This is a genomic window from Pantoea allii, assembly GCF_002307475.1.
GTDB classification, from domain to species: domain Bacteria; phylum Pseudomonadota; class Gammaproteobacteria; order Enterobacterales; family Enterobacteriaceae; genus Pantoea; species Pantoea allii.
The window spans coordinates 1-15,000 of record NZ_NTMH01000015.1 but is presented as its reverse complement, the minus strand read 5'-3'; the positions used below and the strand labels follow the sequence as shown (position 1 = coordinate 15,000).

The window sequence follows — 15,000 nt, the reverse complement described above, 5'->3', positions numbered from 1 at the left end:
CGCGGCACTTTTCCGCTGCGCTTGAGAGCTACCGGCTATCAAAACCTTCGGCCCATCCGAATATATTCTTGCTAACACCAGGGTTATCTTAAGGATGACAATGTGAAGGCAACGGAGCCGATAATGAGCACGCCAAAAGATAATGATGTAGCCGCTTCAGGAAAATGTCCCTTTCATCACGGTAAATCGGAAGAAGAAAGCGTTCTGGCTCGCGGAGCCGGTAGTGGCACCAGCAATCGCGACTGGTGGCCAAATATGCTGCGCGTGGACCTGCTGAACCAGCATTCCAATCGTTCAAATCCCCTCGGCGAAGACTTTAACTATCGCGAAGAATTCAGCAAGCTGGACTATGCTGCGCTGAAAGCCGACATCCGGGCTTTGCTCACTGACTCCCAATCCTGGTGGCCTGCCGACTGGGGCACCTACATTGGCTTGTTTATCCGTATGGCCTGGCACAGTGCCGGTACTTACCGCACCATCGACGGTCGTGGGGGTTCAGGTCGTGGTCAACAGCGCTTTGCCCCGCTGAATTCCTGGCCAGATAACGTCAGCCTTGATAAAGCCCGTCGCCTGTTGTGGCCGGTGAAACAGAAATACGGCCAGAAAATCTCCTGGGCCGACCTCTATATCCTCGCCGGCAACGTCTCGCTGGAAAACTCAGGTTTCCGTACCTTCGGTTTTGGTGCCGGTCGCGAAGACGTCTGGGAACCGGATATGGACGTGGACTGGGGTCATGAAACCGAGTGGCTGGCACATCGCCATCCAGAAAGCCTGGCGAATGCGCCACTGGGCGCCACAGAAATGGGCCTGATTTATGTCAACCCGGAAGGCCCCAACGCCAGTGGCGATCCGGCCTCTGCCGCGCCTGCTATTCGCGCCACCTTCGGCAACATGGGCATGAACGATGAAGAGATCGTCGCGCTGATTGCGGGTGGTCACACCCTGGGTAAAACCCACGGTGCCGCCGCTGCGAGCCACGTGGGCGTCGATCCTGAAGCCTCACCTATCGAAGCGCAGGGCTTTGGCTGGAGCAATAACCATGGTAGCGGCGTGGGTGCAGATGCGATTACCTCGGGCCTTGAAGTGGTCTGGACGCAGACACCAACGCAGTGGAGCAACTACTTCTTCGAGAACCTGTTCAAATACGAATGGGTAAAAACGCACAGCCCGGCCGGTGCTATTCAGTATGAAGCAGTCAATGCCGACGACATTATTCCGGACCCGTTCGATCCGGCGAAAAAGCGCAAGCCGACCATGCTGGTGACGGATCTGACGTTACGTTTCGACCCAGAGTTCGAGAAGATTTCTCGCCGTTTCCTGAACGATCCGCAGTCCTTTAACGAAGCCTTTGCCCGCGCCTGGTTCAAATTGACCCACCGTGATATGGGGCCAAAAGCGCGCTACATCGGTCCTGAAGTGCCAAAGGAAGATTTACTGTGGCAGGACCCGTTACCGCAGCCTACGCATCAGCCGACGCCAGGCGATATCAGCGAACTGAAAGCGAAAATCGCTGCGTCGGGCCTGACGGTCAGCCAGCTGGTGTCTGTTGCCTGGGCGTCTGCATCGACCTTCCGGGGCGGTGACAAACGTGGTGGCGCTAACGGTGCCCGCCTGGCGCTGGCACCACAGAATAGCTGGGCGGTAAACGCCAGCGTGGTTAACGACGTATTACCTAAACTGCAGCAGATTCAGCAGGAATCCGGTAAGGCTTCGCTGGCTGACGTGATCGTACTGGCGGGCAGCGTCGGTATTGAAATGGCCGCAGCCGCAGCAGGCGTTGCTGCACAGGTGCCGTTTATCCCAGGCCGTGTGGATGCGCGTCAGGATCAAACCGATGTGGAATCCTTTAACGTGCTGCAACCGCTGGCCGATGGTTTCCGTAACTACCGTCGCGTACAGGGTGGTTCATCGACAGAAACCCTGTTGCTGGACAAAGCGCAGCAGCTGACGCTGAGTGCTCCAGAGCTGACCGCGCTGGTGGGTGGCTTACGTGTACTGGGCACCAACTTTGACGGCAGCCATCACGGCGTGTTTACCGACCGAGTGGGCGTCCTGAGTAACGATTTCTTTGTGAATTTGCTGGATATGCGCACCGCATGGCGTGCGACTGACGGCAGTGAAGAGATCTTCGAAGGCCGCGATCGTCAGAACGGAGCGGTGAAATTCAGCGCGACGCGTGCCGATCTGGTGTTCGGTTCCAACGCCATTCTGCGTGCTCTGGCAGAAGTTTATGCCAGCAGCGACGCAAAACAGAAGTTTGTTACTGACTTCGTGGCGGCCTGGACGAAAGTGATGAATCTGGATCGTTTCGACCTGCAGTAATCCTGAATCACCCCCGGCCTGTCCGGGGGTGACGTCATTCCGTTAGCGTAAAGCTATCAGCATCGCGCCAGGCCGGGAACCGTTCGCGGTATGCCCGCAGGTCTGACAGCGATAACGCGGCATCAACGCAGCCTGCTTGGCAGGATTTACCTGCCGCCAGAATCTCGCCCTGTGGCGAAATAATCCGACTGTCCCCACTGTACTCGTGCTGATTGCCATCGCTGCCCACGCGATTGCAGCCTGCAACAAATGCCTGATTCTCAATCGCCCGTGCCAACAGCAACGCCTGCCAGTGCAGGGTGCGCGGTGCCGGCCAGTTAGCGACATACAGCGCCAGATCGTAATCATCCCGGTTACGCGAGAACACCGGAAAACGCAGGTCATAACAGATTTGCGGCAAAATACGCCAGCCGCGCCACTGAATCACCGTGCGTGCCTTACCGGCAATATAGTGATGCTGCTCGTCGGCCATGCGGAACAGGTGACGTTTATCATACTGATGCAACGTGCCATCCGGCTCAACCAGCAGAAAACGGTTTACGGCGCCCTCCGCGGTATGAATGGCGGCGCTGCCGCCCACCAGCGCATCACAGCGTCGCGCATGTTGTCCCAACCACTCGACCACCTGCGCCTGCGGTAGCGCCGACTGGGCGGCTTCCATCGCAAAGCCGGTGGTAAACATTTCCGGCAGAATAATCACATCCCGTTGCGTGAGGTTGGCTAAGATCCGATCGAAATGGCGCAGGTTGGCCTCGCCATCCATCCACGTCAGGGGCTCCTGTAGCAGCGTTATCGCTAAAGTCGACATAACCGCTCCGCTGCTGCATCGAGTGTGGCTTCCTGTTTCGCAAAGCACAGCCGGATGAGTTTGTGGGGGAAAGGTCCGGCACAAAACACCGACAGGGGAATCGCCGCGACGCCCACTTCACGCGTCAGCCACTGGCAAAACTCCACGTCGTTCAGATCGGAAATCGCGCTGTAGTCCATCAGCAGAAAATAGGTGCCTTCGCACGGCAACAGGCGGAACCGACTGCTGCTCAGCGCCTGCATCAACCGATCACGGCGCGCGCGATAAAAATCGGGAAGTTCGCGGTAGTGCTCTGGATGCTGGCGCAGCATATCGGCAATCGCCAGTTGAGCCGGCGTGTTCACGGAAAACGTCAGGTATTGGTGGATCTTGCGGATCTCGGCGCTAATAGCGGCAGGCGCAACGCAATAGCCCACTTTCCAGCCGGTCATGTGAAAGGTTTTGCCAAAGGATGACACCGCAATTGCACGCTGGCGCAACGCGGGATGGGCCAGCACGCTGGCATGGCCTGCCTCGGCAAAGCAGATGTGCTCATAGACTTCATCGCTCAGCACATAGATTTCCCGGTCAGAGATAGCCTGCCACAACGCGGCATAGTCCGCCTGGTGCCAGACGCTGGCTGAAGGATTATGTGGCGTGTTTAAAATGACCAGGCGGGTTTTGTCACTTAACAGCGCGGAGAACGCCGACCAGTCCACCGCGAACAACGGCGGCTGCAACGTGATGCGTTTCAGCATGCCGCCTGCCAGCTCCACCGCAGGCGCATAGCTGTCGTAACTGGGATCGAAACAGATCACTTCGTCACCGGGCCGCACCAGGGCGGTGATGGCGGCATAAAGCGCTTCTGTCGCGCCTGCCGTCACGGTGATATCGTCATTAACGCAGGGGCGATAGCCGTAGAGCGCGGCGGTTTTATCCGCAATAGCTTCGCGAAGCGGTTGCGCGCCGGTCATGGGAGCATACTGATTCGCGCCCTGGCTGACATGGTAAGCCAGCCTCTCCTGCAGGTAAGACGGACCGTCAAAATCCGGAAACCCCTGGGAAAGATTAATGGCATTATGCTGCTGTGCCAGCGCGCTCATTTGCGTGAATATCGTTGTGCCGAGTGCAGGCAGTTTGCTCTCGGGCGTCAGGTTGGACTGCGTCATGATTAGGTAGCCTTACGCGCAAAAACGGTAGCGGAGAAACCCTTAGTTGATGCCACTATAAACAGGATGCTAGTATTTGGCAATCAAGACGCTTAGACGGCTAAAAGGAACGGTGATGTCCGATTCATCTGCAGTAGAAAACCTGGTGGAAGCCTGTCACTGGATAGGCGCGAAGGGCTGGGCACCGGCCACCGGCGGCAATATGTCGGTGCGTCAGGATGCTCATTTTTGCCTGCTGAGTGAGTCGGGCAAAGATAAAGGCAGCCTGACGCGCGACGATTTTATCCAGGTCGAGATTGCCACCTGTCAGGCGCCTTCGGGTCGCAAACCTTCGGCGGAGACCGCGCTGCATACGCTGATTTACCGGTTGTTTCCGGAGGCGGGCGCGGTGTTGCACACGCACACGGTAAACGCCACGGTGTTGTCCCGGGTTGAGCAGGGCGCGGCCTTGTTGTTGTACGGTTATGAGATGCAAAAGTCGCTGAGCGGCCAGACGACGCATGATACTACCGTGGCGATTCCAGTATTCGACAACAGCCAGGATGTGGCGGCGCTGGCGTCAGAGATCGAGGATTATGCTGCCCGCTTTCCGTTGCGCTATGGCTTTCTGCTGCGTGGACACGGCCTGACCTGCTGGGGCAAAGACGTCGCTGAAGCCCGTCGCCATCTGGAAGGTCTGGAATTTTTATTTGAATGCGAGCGCCAACGTCGCCTGCTGGAGAAAGCATGATAAAGGCCATTGTTACCGATATTGAAGGCACCACCAGCGATATCCGCTTTGTACACAACGTTCTGTTTCCCTATGCCCGTGCGCATCTGGCGGACTATGTTCGCCAGCATCAGGCGCAGACTGACGTGCAACAGGCGCTGAACGCGGTGCGTGCCGAAGCGGGGCAACCCGATGCCGATATAAACGGCGTTATTGATATTCTGTTTTCTTACATGGATGCGGATCGCAAATCGACCGGTTTAAAGGCGCTGCAGGGGATGATTTGGCGAGAAGGCTACCTGAACGGCAGTTTCACCGGACATCTTTATCCTGACGTGCTGCCTGCGCTCACGGCCTGGCACGCGCAAGGTATTAAATTATATATATATTCCTCTGGCTCGGTTGCCGCGCAGAAATTGTTATTTGGCTACAGCGATGAAGGTGATATTACTGGTTTGTTCAGCGGCTACTTTGATACTCACGTAGGTGCCAAGCGCGAGATGACGTCGTATCAGAACATCGCCGCGCAAACAGGCTTGCCGGCTGATCAACTGCTGTTTCTTTCTGATATTCATCAGGAGCTGGACGCAGCAGAGCAGGCCGGCTGGCACACGCTGCAGCTGATTCGTGACGCGGCAGATGATGACAGCCATCATCGTCAGGTCACTAATTTTTCCCAGATTAACCCGGAGTCGATTTGAGATGAGTGCACTGACCATTTTTAGCGATAGCGATCCCAGCCAGCCGATATGGCACAGCACCGATGCCGAAGCGATTCGCGCGCGGCTGAATGCCAAAGACGTCCGTTTTGAACGCTGGCAGGCCGACCGCGATCTGGGGGAAAACCCGGATGCGGAAACGGTTATCAATGCTTATCAACATGCCATTGATCGCCTGGTGGCCGAGAAAGGTTATCAGAGCTGGGACGTGATCAGCATGCGCGCCGATAACCCGCAGAAGGACGTTCTGCGCCAGAAATTCCTGTCGGAACACACGCACGGCGAAGATGAAGTTCGCTTCTTTGTCGAGGGCGCAGGGCTGTTCTGTCTGCACCTCGACGGTGAAATTTTGCAGATCCTGTGCGAAAAGAACGACCTGATCTCGGTGCCTGCTGGCACACCGCACTGGTTTGATATGGGATCGTCCCCGCATTTTACTGCGATCCGCATTTTTGATAACCAGGAAGGCTGGATTGCCAATTTCACCGGCGACAAGATTGCAGATGCCTATCCACGACTGGCGTAAGTAAGCCGGTATCGTTAAGCGCGCTGCTTCCTGTGGGGAAGCAGCATCGCTCATCACTGTGGCTGAAAGAGGCCGTCCTGAACCTGCTGTGGGGTGACCACGCCCGTATCCAGTACCCAACCGCTGATAAGCGCCGCTGGCGTGACGTCGAAGGCCGGATTGTATACCCGGGCATCGGCAGGTGCCCACTGCACGCTACCGAAGCTACCAGCAACGCCGGTGACTTCGCTGGCGGCACGCTGTTCGATAGGAATGGCTGACCCCGTCGGACACAGGCGATCCAGCGTGGTATGCGGGGCGGCAACGTAAAAGGGAATACCGTGATAGTGCGCCAGCACCGCCAGGCTGTAGGTGCCAATCTTATTGGCAACGTCGCCATTGGCAGCAATGCGATCGGCACCGACCCAGATGGCATCGACGTTGCCCGCCGCCATCAGGCTGGCGGCCATCGCGTCGGTAATCAGATGATAGGGCACGCCGAGCTCGCCGAGTTCCCACGCCGTTAAGCGTCCGCCTTGCAACAAAGGGCGCGTTTCATCGACCCAAACGTTACGAACCTTGCCCTGCTGATGCGCGCGCGCGATAACACCCAGTGCTGTGCCGACGCCCGCGGTAGCCAGGCCACCGGTATTGCAGTGGGTTAACAGCTGGCTTCCGGGTTTGACCAGCACGCTTCCGGCTTCAGCGATGCGCTCACAGAGCTGTTTGTCTTCATTAACCAGACGCAGCGCTTCGTCCACCAGGCTCGCCACCCTTTCAGGTTTTTCCAGCGCCTGCTTCATCCTGTCCAGGTTATTCATCAGGTTGACCGCGGTCGGGCGGGCGGCGCGCAGGATCGCCAGTGACTGCGCCAGCTGCTCGCGCGTTTCACCTTGTTCCGCCAGTAGCGCCAGCAGCAGCGAGGCAGACAAGCCAATTAAAGGGGCGCCGCGTACCCGCAGCGCATGAATGTGTTCAACCAACTGCGCGACCGAATGGGCAGGCAGCCAGTTTTGTTGCTGTGGCAGGGCCTGCTGATCCAGTATCCAGAGCTGGTTGTTGCGAACCTGTAAGCTGGTGGTTTGGAATGTCTGCATTCTTGGTGAATTCCATGTTGCGTTAATGGCGGATATTGTGCCAACATGCTTAACGGATGTATAGACGTCTGAACGGCTTATTACGAAAGATTAATCAGGTCCGGCTTGCACCGGCGTTTGTTGATGAGGAAAGGTCAATGTCGCAATACCGTACATTCACTGCAGCTGACGCTGTGGAATATGCCAAAACGTTTGGCGGCATGGATGATCCTTCTGTTTTATGCAGCGCGGAAGAGATCGGCGATGGTAACCTGAATCTGGTCTTCAAGATTTACGACAATCAGGGAAAAAGCCGCGTCGTGGTCAAGCAGGCGCTACCCTACGTGCGTTGTGTCGGTGAGTCGTGGCCGTTAACGCTCGATCGCGCCCGCATTGAGGCGCAAACCCTGGTTGAGCACTACAAATATTGCCCTCAGCACACGGTCAACGTGACGCATTACGATGCGGAACTGGCGGTGATGGTGATGGAAGATCTCTCCAGCCACCAAATCTGGCGCAGTGAGCTGGTCAAAGGCGCGTACTATCCTGAAGCACCTCGTCAGCTGGGTGAATACCTGGCCCAGACGCTGTTCCATACCTCGGACTTTATTCTGCACCCGCACCATAAAAAAGCCGAAGTGGCGCGCTTTATCAACCCGGAACTGTGCGAAATCACCGAGGACCTGTTCTTCAACGATCCCTACACTGACCATGAGCGCAACAGCTATCCTGAAGCGCTGGAGCCGCTGGTCGCCTCACTGCGCACAGACGACGCGTTGCGTATTGCCGTTGCCGGGCTTAAACACCGTTTCTTTAGCCATGCCGAAGCCTTACTGCATGGGGATATCCACAGCGGCTCCATCTTTGTGGCTGACGGGAGCCTTAAAGCGATCGACGCTGAGTTTGGCTATTTTGGGCCGATCGGCTTCGATGTTGGCACCGCGCTGGGTAATCTGCTGATTAATTACTGCGGTTTGCCCGGCCTGCTGGCACCGCGCGAAGCCGTTGATGCCCGCGAGCAGCGCCTTAGCGATGTGCGTGATGTCTGGAATACGTTCGCAGCACGTTTCCTGGCGCTGGCAGAAAGCAAGACGCAGGATGTGGCCATGGCTTATCCGGGCTATGCCCAGGCGTTTCTGCGTAAAGTCTGGGCGGATAGCATTGGCTACTGTGGCACTGAGTTGATCCGTCGGACGGTGGGCATGTCGCACGTGGCGGACATGAAGCTTATCCGGGATGATGAGATGCGCACCGATTGCATTCGTAATGCGATTACGTTGGGCCGCACCCTGATTCTGGCCGCCGGGCACGTTGAGGATGTCGAAGCATTGATTGCCCGCATTCGTCAGGCAGGATAAAAAAAGGCCGACATCATGTCGGCCTGATTATTTATGCCGCCTCACTGGGGCGGGCGGGTTTAGAGGCATCCTGCTTTGCCGGCACGGCCAGCGCATCAGCCTCAAACTCATCCACGTTAATAGAACGCAGACGGCTCTGCTCGGCGCGTTTCAACACCTCTGCTTCTTTGTCGTCAATCCAGCCCTTCTCCAGCGCCTGTTTTGCCAGTGCATCAAGTCGGGTGAACGAGAAGTGTTTTTTATGCTGTTTGCACAGGCGGTCGTGAATCACTTCTGCCGCCATCACATCCTGCAGTGCCTGCTCTAACTGACCTGCTGGGTTATGCTGGCTCGGTTCCAGATACTGACCGCGACCCAGGCGTGAGCGCGTTGCGGAAGGCACCTGCAGCATTTTTGCCAGTTTATGGTCCAGGCGATCGGATGGAGCAGGGCAGTGCTGACCACCGGCGAACACCACCAGTCGGATCACCCCAGCCACCAGACGATTCGGGAAGTTGCTCAGCAGATCGTCCATGGCTTTTTCTGCCTTATTCAGCGCATCCTGCACGCCCCACTGCACCAGCGGTAAATCCGCCTCGTGACGCCCTTCATCGTCATAACGTTTCAGGGTGGCAGACGCCAGATAGAGCTGGCTCAGCACATCACCCAGACGGGCGGACATGCGTTCGCGACGCTTCAGACTGCCGCCTAACACCGCCATAGAGACATCTGACAGCAACGCCAGGTTGGCACTGATGCGGTTCATGTGCTGATAATAGCGACGCGTAGCATCGCGGGTAGGCGCAGCGCTGGTGCGCCCGCCAAGCAGGCCCAGCCACAGGCTGCGCATCGCATTGCTGCCTACGTGACCAATATGGCTGAACAGCGCTTTATCAAAGGCCGCAACATCGTTGCTGGCAGCGGCAGCCATTTCCTGCAGGACATAAGGATGGCAACGAATCGCGCCCTGACCAAAGATAATCATGCTGCGGGTCAGGATATTCGCGCCTTCCACCGTGATAGCGATAGGTGCGCCCTGATAGGCACGCGCCAGGAAGTTGCTGTCTCCCAGCATGATGCCTTTACCGCCCGCGATATCCATAGCATCAATGATCGACTGCTGGGCGCGGTGGGTACAATGGTATTTCACAATGGCTGACAGCACGGCGGGTTTCTCACCCTGCATAATCCCGGTGGTAATCAGCGTTGCGGCTGCGTCCATCACATAGGCATTACCTGCGATTCGTGCCAGCGGCTCTTCGATGCCTTCCATTTTGCCGATAGACAGCTTGAACTGACGACGGATGTGAGCATAGGCACCGGTCGCCAGCGCCACACTTTTCAGGCTGCCCGTTGAGTTTGACGGCAGCGTGATGCCACGACCGACCGACAGACATTCCACTAGCATCCGCCAGCCCTGACCGGCCATTTCCGGGCCACCAATGATGAAATCAATAGGAACAAAAATGTCTTTGCCACGGGTTGGGCCATTCTGGAACGGCACGTTGAGGGGGAAGTGGCGATGACCGATTTCCACACCCGGCGTGCTGGTCGGGATCAGGGCACAGGTAATGCCCAGTTCCTCTTTCTCGCCCAGCAAATGCTCTGGATCGGAGAGTTTAAAAGCCAGACCCAGCACGGTAGCGATAGGGGCTAACGTGATATAGCGCTTGTTCCAGGTCAGGCGCATGCCCAGCACCTGCTGGCCCTGCCACTCGCCCATGCAGACCACACCCGTATCGGGAATCGCACCGGCATCTGAACCGGCTTCCGGGCTGGTCAGCGCGAAACAGGGAATTTCATCTCCCCGGGCCAGACGCGGTAAATAGTGGTCTTTCTGTTTTTCCGTACCGTAATGTTGCAGCAGTTCGCCCGGGCCGAGTGAGTTAGGTACGCCCACGGTAATCGCCAGAATACCCGATACGCCCGACAGTTTTTGCAACACGCGCGCCTGTGCATAGGCAGAGAATTCCAGCCCGCCGTACTCTTTTTTGATGATCATGGCGAAGAAGCGGTGCTCTTTCAGATATGCCCACAGTTCTGGCGGCATATCAGCCAGCTCATGGGTGATCTGGAAATCATTTGCCATGCGGCAGGCTTCTTCCACTGGGCCATCGATAAAGGCCTGCTCTTCCGGTGTCAGGCGCGGTTGTGGATAGTTATGCAGTTTCTGCCAGTCGGGTTTGCCCTGGAACAGATCGCCTTCCCACCAGGTGGTGCCCGCGTCAATCGCCTCTTTCTCTGTGCGTGACATTGGCGGCATCACTTTCTGAAAGCGTTGCAGCATCGGTTGGGAAAACAGTTTGCGGCGCATACTGGTCAGGTTCAGCGGCAGCAGGATAATCGCCAGCGGTAACAGCAGCCAGGGCGTCCAAAGGTGGGCCGCCGCCATCGCTGCAGTCCACAGCAGGAGAATTGCGCTGCTGAGGGGCAGAGAGAGGCGGTGATAAAACAGCGCGCCAATTAGCACCACTGTCGCAAGAATCGAGACAACCATCATAATGAAGTGCTCCGTTAAGTAGTAAGAGGTCTGACCTGTTATGAGTAGAGGTGTAAATCAGATGCTGGCATTTATCAATTTTTTTACATCGCAATTACAACCTGACTCACAAAATCAGCCAAACAGCGCGTTGAATGAAAACAGCGGGCGCGAAAAAACGCTGGGCATGCGGTATCTGGCTGTGTGGTGCTTTGCGCGCGTCAGCCATTCCGTTAAACTTGCTGCGATTAACCTCCCCTACAAAGGACAAGTCTATGTATCAGGACATTATTCGTTCAGAGCTGAACGAAGCTGCAGAGACGTTGAATAACTTTTTGAGTGACGACGCGAACATTCACACCATCCAGCGGGCTGCGGTGATGTTGGCTGACAGCTTTAAAGCGGGCGGCAAAGTGCTTTCCTGCGGCAACGGTGGCTCTCACTGTGATGCGATGCATTTTGCGGAAGAACTCACCGGCCGCTACCGTGAAAATCGTCCTGGATACCCGGCTATTGCCATTTCAGACGTCAGCCATCTTTCCTGCGTGAGTAACGATTTTGGCTATGACCACGTTTTTTCCCGTTATGTTGAAGCGGTAGGGCGCGCAGGCGATGTGCTGCTGGGGATCTCTACCTCGGGTAACTCTGCCAATATCATCAAGGCTGTTGAAGCCGCGCGCGCGCAGGGCATGAAAGTGATCACCCTGACCGGCAAAGATGGCGGTAAGATGGCGGGCAGCGCGGACATTGAAATTCGTGTACCGCATTTTGGTTATGCTGATCGCATTCAGGAGATCCATATCAAAGTGATCCATATCCTGATGCTGCTGATTGAAAAAGAGATGGTCAGGTAACAGCACGACTGGCCTCCTGGTCGACAGGAGGCGTTTTGACATAAGGCGGTTGCTATGTGCGAATTGCTCGGGATGAGCGCCAATGTTCCCACCGATATTTGTTTCAGTTTTACCGGATTGGTGCAGCGTGGCGGCGGAACAGGGCCGCATAAAGACGGCTGGGGCATTACGTTTTATGAAGATAAAGGCTGCCGCACCTTTAAAGATCCCTTACCGAGTTTTAATTCCCCCATTGCGCGTCTGGTGCAGGAATATCCAATTAAATCTCATTCGGTCGTGGCACATATTCGCCAGGCGAATCGTGGACCGGTCTCCCTGGAGAATACGCATCCGTTTACCCGGGAATTATGGGGCCGTCACTGGACTTATGCACACAACGGGCAGCTTAAAGGCTACAGGCAACTGGAGACCGGGACGTTTCGTCCGGTAGGGGAAACCGACAGCGAGAAGGCATTTTGCTGGATTCTGCATAAGCTGGCCACGCGCTATCCACGCACGCCGGGGAACTGGCCTGCAGTCTTTCGCTACATTGGGGAGCTGGCGGGTGAGCTGCGGCAGAAAGGCGTATTTAATATGCTGCTGTCGGATGGTCGCTACTTAATGGCATTCTGCTCAACCAATCTGTTTTGGATTACCCGCCGTGCACCTTTTGGGCGGGCGCAACTGCTTGATCAGGACGTGGAGATTGATTTCCAGAAACACACCAGCGCGAACGATATAGTGACCGTCATTGCCACACAACCGCTGACGGGAAATGAAACCTGGCACCGAATTGTGCCAGGCGAATGGGCATTATTTTACCTTGGAGAGCGCCAGGAATGACTGGGATGCCGCTTCAGGTTGGGTGATCACCGGGCTGCTGTTCATCACATATCTGCCGCTGGTCACATTCACGGTCGGCGGCTGATGATACTGCGCAAAGTAGGTGTAGCCGGGCTGAAGTTGCTTCCAGAAATCCGCATAGGTGGAATAGCGATGACGCTGCATATTGCTGTCGGTCATGCGAAACGGATAAATGGCAATATTCACTTCCTGCTGACCATTACGTAATGCCGCATTCACATAGGTGAAAATCTCATCCATATAGGCATTGGTCATGGCATAGCAGCCGATAGACTTACAGTCGCCATGAATCATTAAATAGTTACCGCTGTAGCCCTGGTCGCGATCGTATTGATTGGGGAAGCCAATATTAATCGCGCGATAGAAACGGCTGTCCGGCTTTAGCTGATTCATTTTTACGCTGTAAAAACCTTCCGGGCTTTTAAAATCGCCTTCACGACGTTTTGGCCCCAGGCCGCCAGAAAAGTTGCAGATGCGATAGGTATCCAGCAAGCGATATTCGTTGCCAATCTTGCCGTACAGCTCAAGGGTACGCTCTTCCTTGAAGATCTGAATATAAACCGGCGTACCGATTAACTGTTTCTTTAATTCTTTGCTCACCGGTGCCAGTGGCTGAACCGGCTCAGGAGTCATTGCCATGCTGAGGGCTGGCAGTAAAATCATCGCAAACAGAAGTGCGATTTTGCCCATGCTGTGTACACCTTGAAGTGAAGAAGAACAACGGCGCGATAAGTGCGCCTCTGTTTGCATTATCGGAACTTTCCGCTACCGCAGCGCAACATTAAACATTGTGTGTTTTTTTAGCAATACAGCGCAGAGCAAAATGTCCATTTCTTTGACGGAATAGCGCCGAAAATTTGTAAAGTTTGTTAGCAACTGCAAGAAATATTGCACAAGCCTCTTTGGACTGTATACTTATCCAGTGCTGGAGGGGCGATGCGTAAGATCATTCATGTCGATATGGACTGCTTTTTTGCCGCAGTGGAAATGCGTGATGACCCTTCATTGCGCGATATTCCCATGGCGATTGGCGGCAGCCGCGATCGGCGCGGGGTGATCAGTACCGCTAACTATCCGGCACGCAAATATGGCGTGCGCAGTGCGATGCCCACGGGCATGGCGCTGAAGCTATGTCCTCATCTGCGTTTATTACCCGGGCGCTACGAAGTTTACAAAGAGGCATCCAGCCAGATTCGCGCCATCTTTTCACGTTTTACCTCCCTCATCGAGCCACTGTCGCTGGATGAAGCCTATCTGGATGTCACCGACAGCACGCACTGTCAGGGATCAGCTACGCTGATCGCCCAGGAAATCCGCGCCACTATCTATCGGGAAACCCAACTCACGGCCTCTGCGGGCATCGCACCGATTAAATTTCTCGCCAAAATCGCTTCTGACTTAAACAAGCCTGATGGCCAGTTTGTCATTACCCCTGCACAGATGTCTGATTTTTTACTGGCGTTGCCGTTGGCGAAAATTCCCGGTGTGGGAAAAGTGTCGGCAAAAAAGCTGGAAGAGCTGGGATTACATACCTGCGGCGATGTGCAAAAAGCCGATTTGGCGTTACTGCTTAAGCGCTTCGGTAAATTTGGTCGGATCTTATGGGAGCGCAGTCACGGTATTGATGAACGCGGTGTGGTGGTTGAACGCGAACGTAAATCGCTGGGCGTTGAGCGCACCCTGGCTGACGATATCGACAGTTGGGAACGCTGCCTGGAGATTATTGATTACCTCTATGCCGAGCTTGATCGGCGCTTAACTCAGATACGGCCCGATAAGCATATTGCGCGTCAGGGCGTGAAACTGAAGTTCAGTGACTTTCAGCAGACGACCCAGGAGCATGTCTGGCCGGTGCTGAATAAAGACGACATGATTGCCGTGGCGCGTAAAACCTGGGATGAGCGCCGGGCTGGACGCGGTGTGCGGCTGGTGGGATTGCATGTGACGCTGGTGGACCCGCAACTGGAGCGGCAACTGCTGCTGGGATTATAGGGGGGGCCGCCGTTGGCGGGGATGGGGTTTGCTTTGGTTCTGCCCGGCTGGGCGATGCGGTTTTGCTCTGAGCATATTCTGCCCGGCCGGGCGTTACGGTTTTGTTCTGAGCATGTTCCGCCCGCCAGGCGTCGGGGAGTTTCAGCCTGTCCGGGCAGGCGGTCGGGTTAAGGGGCTCGCGCCAGCCCCTTAACAATCCCGGCGTCCG

The 15,000-nt window shown here is 55.9% G+C and carries 13 protein-coding genes; 8 read left to right on the top strand and 5 right to left on the bottom strand.

The window, feature by feature from the left end; translation table 11 throughout:
• Nucleotides 1–123 precede the first annotated feature (123 nt).
• Nucleotides 124–2,322: a catalase/peroxidase HPI gene (gene katG, locus CMR03_RS05495; RefSeq protein ID WP_096011024.1), complete on the top strand. Its 2,199-nt coding sequence runs from the start codon at nt 124–126 to the stop codon at nt 2,320–2,322.
• Between the two features lie 34 nt (nt 2,323–2,356).
• Here katG and CMR03_RS05490 read toward each other — a convergent pair whose 3' ends face one another.
• Together CMR03_RS05490 and CMR03_RS05485 are read right to left on the bottom strand one after the other, a co-directional pair.
• Complete coding sequence (locus CMR03_RS05490; RefSeq protein ID WP_096011023.1) at nt 2,357–3,130, bottom strand: amidohydrolase; 774 nt, start codon at nt 3,128–3,130, stop codon at nt 2,357–2,359.
• Nucleotides 3,118–4,278 carry a pyridoxal phosphate-dependent aminotransferase gene (locus tag CMR03_RS05485; RefSeq protein ID WP_063878539.1) on the bottom strand — a complete coding sequence of 387 codons (1,161 nt, stop codon included), beginning with the start codon at nt 4,276–4,278 and terminating at the stop codon, nt 3,118–3,120. Before CMR03_RS05485 ends, CMR03_RS05490 begins: the two co-directional genes overlap by 13 nt.
• A gap of 115 nt (nt 4,279–4,393) precedes the next feature.
• On the opposite strand from CMR03_RS05485, the gene CMR03_RS05480 reads away from it, so the two are divergent.
• Genes CMR03_RS05480 through CMR03_RS05470 form a run of 3 tightly spaced genes read left to right on the top strand, consistent with a single transcriptional unit; the run spans nt 4,394 to nt 6,232 of the window.
• Entirely contained in the window at nt 4,394–5,008 is a 615-nt protein-coding gene (locus CMR03_RS05480; protein ID WP_063878540.1) for a methylthioribulose 1-phosphate dehydratase, read from the top strand.
• Nucleotides 5,005–5,688 (top strand): acireductone synthase, encoded by a 684-nt coding sequence (gene mtnC / locus CMR03_RS05475; RefSeq protein WP_063878541.1) that lies wholly within the window; start codon nt 5,005–5,007, stop codon nt 5,686–5,688. The genes CMR03_RS05480 and mtnC overlap by 4 nt, the downstream gene beginning before the upstream one ends.
• Nucleotide 5,689: 1 nt before the next feature.
• Nucleotides 5,690–6,232 carry a 1,2-dihydroxy-3-keto-5-methylthiopentene dioxygenase gene (locus CMR03_RS05470; protein WP_014606507.1) on the top strand — a complete coding sequence of 181 codons (543 nt, stop codon included), beginning with the start codon at nt 5,690–5,692 and terminating at the stop codon, nt 6,230–6,232.
• A 53-nt stretch (nt 6,233–6,285) separates the two neighbouring features.
• Here the strand turns inward: CMR03_RS05470 and mtnA are convergent, their stop codons facing one another.
• Complete coding sequence (gene mtnA, locus CMR03_RS05465) at nt 6,286–7,308, bottom strand: S-methyl-5-thioribose-1-phosphate isomerase (protein ID WP_063878542.1); 1,023 nt, start codon at nt 7,306–7,308, stop codon at nt 6,286–6,288.
• 137 nt (nt 7,309–7,445) lie between these two features.
• On the opposite strand from mtnA, the gene mtnK reads away from it, so the two are divergent.
• Complete coding sequence (mtnK, locus tag CMR03_RS05460; RefSeq protein ID WP_096011022.1) at nt 7,446–8,645, top strand: S-methyl-5-thioribose kinase; 1,200 nt, start codon at nt 7,446–7,448, stop codon at nt 8,643–8,645.
• Nucleotides 8,646–8,676: 31 nt separating this feature from the next.
• On the opposite strand, the gene fadE is transcribed toward mtnK, so the two are convergent.
• Nucleotides 8,677–11,124, bottom strand: coding sequence for an acyl-CoA dehydrogenase FadE (fadE, locus tag CMR03_RS05455; RefSeq protein WP_096011021.1), 2,448 nt, complete (start codon nt 11,122–11,124; stop codon nt 8,677–8,679).
• Nucleotides 11,125–11,378: 254 nt separating this feature from the next.
• Between fadE and lpcA the strand changes: the two genes are divergently transcribed.
• Both lpcA and CMR03_RS05445 read left to right on the top strand, forming a co-directional pair.
• Nucleotides 11,379–11,957, top strand: a complete 579-nt coding sequence (gene lpcA, locus CMR03_RS05450; protein ID WP_063878545.1) for a D-sedoheptulose 7-phosphate isomerase — start codon at nt 11,379–11,381, stop codon at nt 11,955–11,957.
• Nucleotides 11,958–12,011: 54 nt separating this feature from the next.
• Nucleotides 12,012–12,779, top strand: a complete 768-nt coding sequence (locus CMR03_RS05445; protein WP_063878546.1) for a class II glutamine amidotransferase — start codon at nt 12,012–12,014, stop codon at nt 12,777–12,779.
• Here the strand turns inward: CMR03_RS05445 and dpaA are convergent.
• On the bottom strand, nt 12,750–13,490 hold the full coding sequence (gene dpaA / locus CMR03_RS05440; RefSeq protein WP_063878547.1) for a peptidoglycan meso-diaminopimelic acid protein amidase: 741 nt from the start codon (nt 13,488–13,490) through the stop codon (nt 12,750–12,752). The genes CMR03_RS05445 and dpaA overlap by 30 nt on opposite strands.
• Before the next feature lie 246 nt (nt 13,491–13,736).
• Between dpaA and dinB the strand changes: the two genes are divergently transcribed.
• Complete coding sequence (gene dinB / locus CMR03_RS05435) at nt 13,737–14,792, top strand: DNA polymerase IV (protein ID WP_063878548.1); 1,056 nt, start codon at nt 13,737–13,739, stop codon at nt 14,790–14,792.
• The last annotated feature ends 208 nt before the right edge of the window (nt 14,793–15,000 follow it).